The sequence below is a fragment of the uncultured Clostridium sp. genome, from assembly GCF_947039605.1.
Taxonomy (GTDB): domain Bacteria; phylum Bacillota; class Clostridia; order Clostridiales; family Clostridiaceae; genus Sarcina.
Window position 1 is genome coordinate 1 of record NZ_CAMQZG010000082.1, and the last position, 6,483, is coordinate 6,483.

Consider the following 6,483-nt stretch of genomic DNA (forward strand, 5'->3'; position numbering starts at 1 on the left):
GAACCCCTGTTACCACCGTGAAAGGGTGGTGTCTTAACCGCTTGACCAAGGGGCCAAGTAAAATTATGGCGACTCAGAAGGGACTCGAACCCTCGACCCCCGGCGTGACAGGCCGGTACTCTAACCAACTGAGCTACTGAGCCATATGTGGTGGTCGCAACAGGGTTCGAACCTGTGACCCCCTGCTTGTAAGGCAGGTGCTCTCCCAGCTGAGCTATGCGACCTAAAATGGTGACCCCTAGGGGAATCGAACCCCTGTTACCACCGTGAAAGGGTGGTGTCTTAACCGCTTGACCAAGGGGCCTTATGAAGACCTCTATACCACATATGTATTGAACATAATTTACTGGACCGTCATGTCGTTTGTTCCGACCTGACATAGACTATCTTACCCTAAATCTTGTGGTACTGTCAACACTTTTTCTACTTTTTTTTTATTTTTTTTTAAAACAAGCTCTATTCCGCACCCTTATGTAACCCTTAAACCCTTATAAATAGCCATTTATTAAGTATAAAATTTATTTATTTTAAAATGGTTTTTTTCTATTTAAAATACCTTCTTTTCTATTTTTTTTCAAAAAACTTTCTAAATTTTATAAATATTTATTTATTTTTCTTAAAAAATATCTAAATTACTTTATTTTTTATTGTTTTATTAGTTTTAATTTCTTTTAACCCCCCTTTCTCTATGCTAAAATCAATATATAAATAAAAAAATTGATATTAAAAGGAGTGCTTTTATATGATATGTCATGATCTTATTATAATCGGTGGCGGTGCATCTGGTATGATGGCTGCTATTTCGGCTAAAGATTTTGGATTAGATGTCGCTATTGTAGAAGGTACAGATAAAGTTGGCAGAAAAATTCTAATGACTGGTAATGGTAGATGCAATATAACTAATTCTACTATTTCTTACCCATTTGATACTTACCATAGTGAAAATGATGGTTTTTACCAAAATGCTTTATCTAACTTTTCTGTTGAAGATGCTAAGGCTTTTTTCCTCAACCTTGGTCTTCCTTTAGTAGAACTAAAAAAGGGTAAATGTTACCCTAAGTCCCTACAAGCATCTTCTGTTGTAGATATATTTAATCTTGCTTTAGAGGAAAGAGGAATTCCTGTTTATACTTCTTATAAAGTTAAGCAAATACATAAATCAAAAGATATGTTCAAAATAGTTTCTGATGATGAATCTAATGAACTAATACAATGTGAGAAGCTAATAATTGCTTGTGGTGGGATTTCTGCGCCTATAAGTGGTTCTGATGGTTCTGCTTATAACTTAGCTAAAAACTTTGGTCACACACTTATAGATCAAGTTGCTGGTATTGTTCAGTTAAAACTTGAACATCATTCTTTAAAAGCTATTTCAGGTGTTAAATTTGATGGATATACAGAAGTTGTTAGTAATGGAAAATCTCTTAGAAAAGAGTTTGGAGAAATTCTATTTACTAACTATGGAATTTCAGGTCCACCAATACTTCAAATCTCAAGAACTGCATCTTACGCTGTTTCTAAAGGAAATGATGTTAAAATCATTGTTGATATAATGCCTGATAAGACTGAGGAGGAAATTGAAAATTTTCTTGAGAAACATCTTTCCACATTCTCAAATAGAGCAGTTGTTGATTCTCTTATTGGTATTGTAAATAAAAAATTAATTCCAACACTATTAAGAGATGCTAAGGTTAAAGCTGGTCATAAACCTTGCTATGAATTAACATGGCAAGAAAAAAAATCTTTAGCAAAGATACTTAAGCATTGGGAATTTAAATGCACAGACGCTAATGGGTTTACTGCTGCTCAGGTTACTGCTGGTGGTATTGATACAAAGGACATAGATCCTATTACATTGGAGTCTAAGCTTATTAAAGGTTTATTCTTCTGTGGTGAAGTAATAGATGTTGACGGTGATTGTGGTGGTTTTAATCTACAATGGGCTTGGAGCTCTGGATTTGCTGCTGCACTTGGTGCAACAAAATAATATATACAATAAATAAGAAGACATAGTTTAAATTTAAACTATGTCTTCTTACTTATAACAATTATTCTGCTCTTTTCCAGTATGATTCCATTATATTAACTTCCTCACCTTTATCATTAGAAATTTTATGTCTCATTTTTATTTCTTCGTTTTCTTCTATTATTTCTATTTCAATTTTAGGCTTGTCCTCATCTACTACTTCTTTTGTAAATTTAATTTTCACTTCTTTTAATAAGTAATTTTTTAGTATATCTGTTGGTATTACATCAAGTGACCATTCAAAATACTTTGCATTATTTATATGACCATTACTATCAAAATCTAAAAATCTTATTTCAATATCTTTTTCTATAGTTATATTTTCTAATTTTTCAATTGTAAGTTTAGTTGGTCTTATTTTTATATTTTTATCAATTTCATGCTTTTCGTAATATTCATCTGGCACTTTTGCTAGCCTTCTTTTTTCTACATCTATCATAACGGCAAGTGATGTAGCTGTCGCTATGCTTTCTCCACTTTCTGATTCTACTTTAAAACTTCTTGATGCATAAAATTTTTGTATTGTATCTATATGTGTTCTTACAACTACTTTTTCTTTGTATTTAGGATATCTATGTATTTTTAAATTATATTCAAAGAATACAAAAACTAATCCATGATTGTTATTTGCTTGAATATCAATCCCTAGAGAGTCTTCATGGTCTAAGGCTACATCTGTTAAGCAATCCATTATTGATGTTACTTTGCAGTTAAAGTTTTTATCTATATCTCTATATAGAATTTCATATGTTTTTTTAAAGTCTACTCCACTCATTTTAAACTTCCTCTTTTCTTTTAGTTATTACTGCGTGTTATCTGTTTATCTTATTATATTATATTATATTATAAATCAAAAAAAGAGGTTTCCATTTCAAAATGGAAACCTCTTTATTAAAACTTCGATCTTATTTAGCGAAGTATCTTTCTAATAATCCAGCGAAAGCTTTTCCGTGTCTAGCTTCATCTTTACACATTTCGTGAACTGTGTCATGGATAGCGTCTAAGTTTAATTGTTTAGCTAATGTAGCTAAATCTTTCTTACCTTGACATGCTCCGTGCTCAGCGTTAACTCTAGCTTGTAAGTTAGCTTTTGTATCAGCTTCAACTACTTCACCTAACATTTCTGCAAATTTAGCAGCATGCTCAGCTTCTTCGAAAGCTATTCTTTTGTAAGCTTCTCCGATTTCTGGATGTCCTTCTCTATCAGCTTGTCTTGACATAGCTAAGTACATACCTACTTCAGTACACTCTCCCATAAAGTTAGCTTGTAATCCATCGATTATTCTTTGGTCTACACCTTTAGCAACTCCAACTCTGTGCTCATCAGCGTATACCATAGTATCAGTTTGCTCCATAAATTTATCAGCGCCTACTCCACATATTGGACAAACTGCTGGTGCAACTTCTCCCTCTGCGATATATCCACATACTGTACAAACAAATTTCTTCATAATAAAACCTCCTAAGTTTCAATCAAATAATTTTTTTATATTTCATTCTCTAAGTTATCTTACGTTATTTTATTATTATATAATAATAATTCTTTTTTATCAAGCCTTTTATTCAAATTTTTTTAAATTTATTTTTTATTTAGAAACTTTGTACTTATTTACTCTTTAATTGTAGTAATATAGTCACTTTAATATATATGCTTAATTTTCTTTATAATTAATATTTATTTATTATCTGAATTTCTAAAGCCCTTTCTCTGATTTTATTTTATATAAATAATAATAGTTCTCACTTATAGATATGTTCTTTATAACTGAAAAAGCACTTAATATAGATTTTTCTATCTATACTAAGTGCTTTCTTACATTGTCTCTTATTTATTTAAAGCTACTATTAACTCTTCTATGTTTAATCCATGAACCATAGCCGCTTCTTCTAATGTTTCAGCTTGAGCTGATGGACATCCTACACATCCCATTCCAAATGCCATTAATACTTCTGCTTTTGTTGGATTTTCTCTGATAATTTCTCCGATAGTCATTTCTTTGTTTATCATAGGGTTACCTCTCTTTTCTTTTTTATTTATTAGTTATTATACTAAAGCCTATCTTCTATTTCAATTTAATATATGCAATAATCTCTCTAAATACATATATTAATTTTATGTTAACCTCTATAATATTTCTTTTTTTAGTAAATCTCTTATTACAACTCTATCTGGCGGATTAATTTCTCTCATGTCTGGTAATTCATTTTTTGAGTAAAATTTAGCATCTTTTGTTTCTTCTGGGTCCATTTTAAGTTCCCCTGAATATGTATCTCTACATATATACACACAAGTTGCTATATAAACTTCATGCCCATTTGGATATGTATAATGTAAGTCTTCACCTGAATATACATTAAAAATATCTAAATCTGTTACTTTTAATCCAACTTCCTCAAAGGCTTCTCTTGTTGCAGTTTCCTCAAAAGTTTCTCCAACTTCCATAGAACCTCCAGGAAGACCCCATTTACTATTATCAGTTCTTTGTTGTAATAACACCTTTCCTTCTTTATTAATGATTAATACTCCTGCTGCTGGCATTATTAGCGCTCTCTTCTCATTTTTCAGTTCTTTTCTTAGGTCCATTATATATCCCATATTTTTTTCTCCTATATGTGTTTTAATACTATTTGTTGAAGTGGTATTCTTCCCATTGAAATTTCTCTCTCTGAAAATTTATAGCCTTCACCATCTATTTCTATTTTATCTTCCCCTACATAGTTACATTTCTTTCCCTTTTTCTCTAATCTCTTTACTGTTTCTTTTATCATATCATTTTTATATTTATATCTTTCATCAAGTTCTAAAACAATTTCACTGTTACCTTTTCTTGAATCAAAATTTTTTAAAGCTATATATGCAATAATACCTGTAATACCCATTGATAATATAAATCCACTCATATTAATAATCCCCCTAAAAAAATAATATCTTTTTTATACCTTTATGATAACATTTACACTTGATATATCAATTCTCTAATTATAGCTTTAAGACCGCTTTTCAAGGGCTTTTTTACCATTTAACTTATTTATTCCGCCTATGCTTAATAAAGCTTTCCTTATTTAAGTTTTTCATTTTACTACGTATATTATATTGTTATTTTTTTACATTATCCGTAATATAGTTTATATAGTTAAAATTTAAGTAGGGGTGTGTTTATGAATATATATGAGGAATCTTTAAAATTTCATAAAGATTATAAAGGGAAAATAGAAATTAAATCTAGAGTTAAGGCAGAAACCTCCAAGGATCTAAGCCTTGCATATACTCCTGGGGTTGCAGAGCCTTGCAGAGAAATCCACAAAAATCCTGAAGCTGTTTATGAGTATACAAGAAAATGGAATACTGTAGCTGTTATTTCTGATGGTACTGCAGTTTTAGGTCTTGGGGATATAGGCCCTCTTGCATCGCTTCCTGTTATGGAAGGTAAGTGTGTTCTTTTTAAAGAATTTGCAGATGTTGATGCCTTTCCTATAATACTTTCAACTACTGATGTAGATGAAATTGTGAGTACTATAGTTAATATTAGTCCTACTTTTGGTGGAATTAATCTTGAAGATATTGCCGCACCTAGATGTTTTGAAATAGAAGCAAAGCTTAAGGAAAAACTTAATATACCTGTTTTTCATGATGACCAACATGGTACTGCTATAGTTGTTCTTGCTGGCCTTTTAAATGCTTTAAAGGTAGTTAGTAAATCTCTTTTAGATATAAAAGTTGTGGTAAATGGTGCTGGTTCTGCTGGTTGTGCAATTACAAAACTGCTTTTACTTTCTGGAATAAAAAATATTGTGGTCGTTGATAGGGCTGGAATTTTAACTTCTAATGAAGAATATTCTAATCCTGCTTTCACAGAAATATCTAGTCTTACAAATCCAAATAAAGAAACTGGTCTTTTATCTGATGCTATGAAAAATGCTGATGTATTTATAGGAGTATCTGCACCAAACATCGTTTCTAAAGATATGGTTTCTTCTATGAATAAAGATTCTATTGTTTTTGCTATGGCGAACCCAACTCCTGAAATATTCCCAGAGGATGCACTAGATGCTGGTGCTAGAATTGTTGGAACTGGTAGGTCTGATTATCCTAATCAAATAAATAATGTACTTGCTTTCCCTGGAATTTTCAGAGGTGCACTTGATGCTAGACTTCCTGAAATTACAGATGAAATTAAAGTTGCTTGTGCCTATGCAATTGCTAATTCTATTTCTGATAAAGACCTAAGTGAAACTTATATTATTCCAAAAGCTTTTGATTTATCAGTTCAAAAGAATGTTGCTAGTGCTGTTAGAAATTTTAAATAATTTATAATTGTTTGGACAAACTAATTTTAGACAAATTTTTGAGGAGTAAACTAATAGTTAGTAAATGTACAGCCAAATGTGTTTAAATGTGTTAATATATACTCAAAGGAGTTGATTGACATAAACACGAATAATATAACAAATTATAA

General features: G+C 30.9%; 7 protein-coding genes and 3 tRNA genes. 2 read left to right on the forward strand and 8 right to left on the reverse strand.

The window, feature by feature from the left end; all coding sequences use genetic code 11:
- Positions 1–66: 66 nt before the first annotated feature.
- The 3 genes from Q0V24_RS16675 to Q0V24_RS16685 all read right to left on the reverse strand — a co-directional run bounded on the left by Q0V24_RS16675 (position 67) and on the right by Q0V24_RS16685 (position 304).
- A tRNA-Asp gene (locus tag Q0V24_RS16675) sits at positions 67–143 on the reverse strand.
- A 5-nt stretch (positions 144–148) separates the two neighbouring features.
- A tRNA-Val gene (locus Q0V24_RS16680) sits at positions 149–224 on the reverse strand.
- Between the two features lie 5 nt (positions 225–229).
- A tRNA-Glu gene (locus Q0V24_RS16685) sits at positions 230–304 on the reverse strand.
- Between the two features lie 438 nt (positions 305–742).
- On the opposite strand from Q0V24_RS16685, the gene Q0V24_RS16690 reads away from it, so the two are divergent.
- On the forward strand, positions 743–1,987 hold the full coding sequence (locus tag Q0V24_RS16690) for an NAD(P)/FAD-dependent oxidoreductase (RefSeq protein WP_297523246.1): 1,245 nt from the start codon (positions 743–745) through the stop codon (positions 1,985–1,987).
- 61 nt (positions 1,988–2,048) lie between these two features.
- On the opposite strand, the gene Q0V24_RS16695 is transcribed toward Q0V24_RS16690, so the two are convergent.
- The 5 genes from Q0V24_RS16695 to Q0V24_RS16715 all read right to left on the reverse strand — a co-directional run bounded on the left by Q0V24_RS16695 (position 2,049) and on the right by Q0V24_RS16715 (position 4,927).
- Positions 2,049–2,801: an acyl-ACP thioesterase domain-containing protein gene (locus tag Q0V24_RS16695; protein WP_297523248.1), complete on the reverse strand. Its 753-nt coding sequence runs from the start codon at positions 2,799–2,801 to the stop codon at positions 2,049–2,051.
- 130 nt (positions 2,802–2,931) lie between these two features.
- Positions 2,932–3,477: an NADH peroxidase gene (locus tag Q0V24_RS16700; RefSeq protein WP_297523250.1), complete on the reverse strand. Its 546-nt coding sequence runs from the start codon at positions 3,475–3,477 to the stop codon at positions 2,932–2,934.
- Positions 3,478–3,851: 374 nt separating this feature from the next.
- On the reverse strand, positions 3,852–4,034 hold the full coding sequence (locus Q0V24_RS16705) for a DUF1858 domain-containing protein (RefSeq protein WP_297523252.1): 183 nt from the start codon (positions 4,032–4,034) through the stop codon (positions 3,852–3,854).
- A gap of 117 nt (positions 4,035–4,151) precedes the next feature.
- Entirely contained in the window at positions 4,152–4,622 is a 471-nt protein-coding gene (locus Q0V24_RS16710) for an NUDIX hydrolase (protein ID WP_297523254.1), read from the reverse strand.
- An 11-nt stretch (positions 4,623–4,633) separates the two neighbouring features.
- Positions 4,634–4,927 (reverse strand): hypothetical protein, encoded by a 294-nt coding sequence (locus Q0V24_RS16715; protein WP_297523255.1) that lies wholly within the window; start codon positions 4,925–4,927, stop codon positions 4,634–4,636.
- 258 nt (positions 4,928–5,185) lie between these two features.
- Between Q0V24_RS16715 and Q0V24_RS16720 the strand changes: the two genes are divergently transcribed.
- Positions 5,186–6,334 carry a malic enzyme-like NAD(P)-binding protein gene (locus tag Q0V24_RS16720; RefSeq protein WP_297523257.1) on the forward strand — a complete coding sequence of 383 codons (1,149 nt, stop codon included), beginning with the start codon at positions 5,186–5,188 and terminating at the stop codon, positions 6,332–6,334.
- The last annotated feature ends 149 nt before the right edge of the window (positions 6,335–6,483 follow it).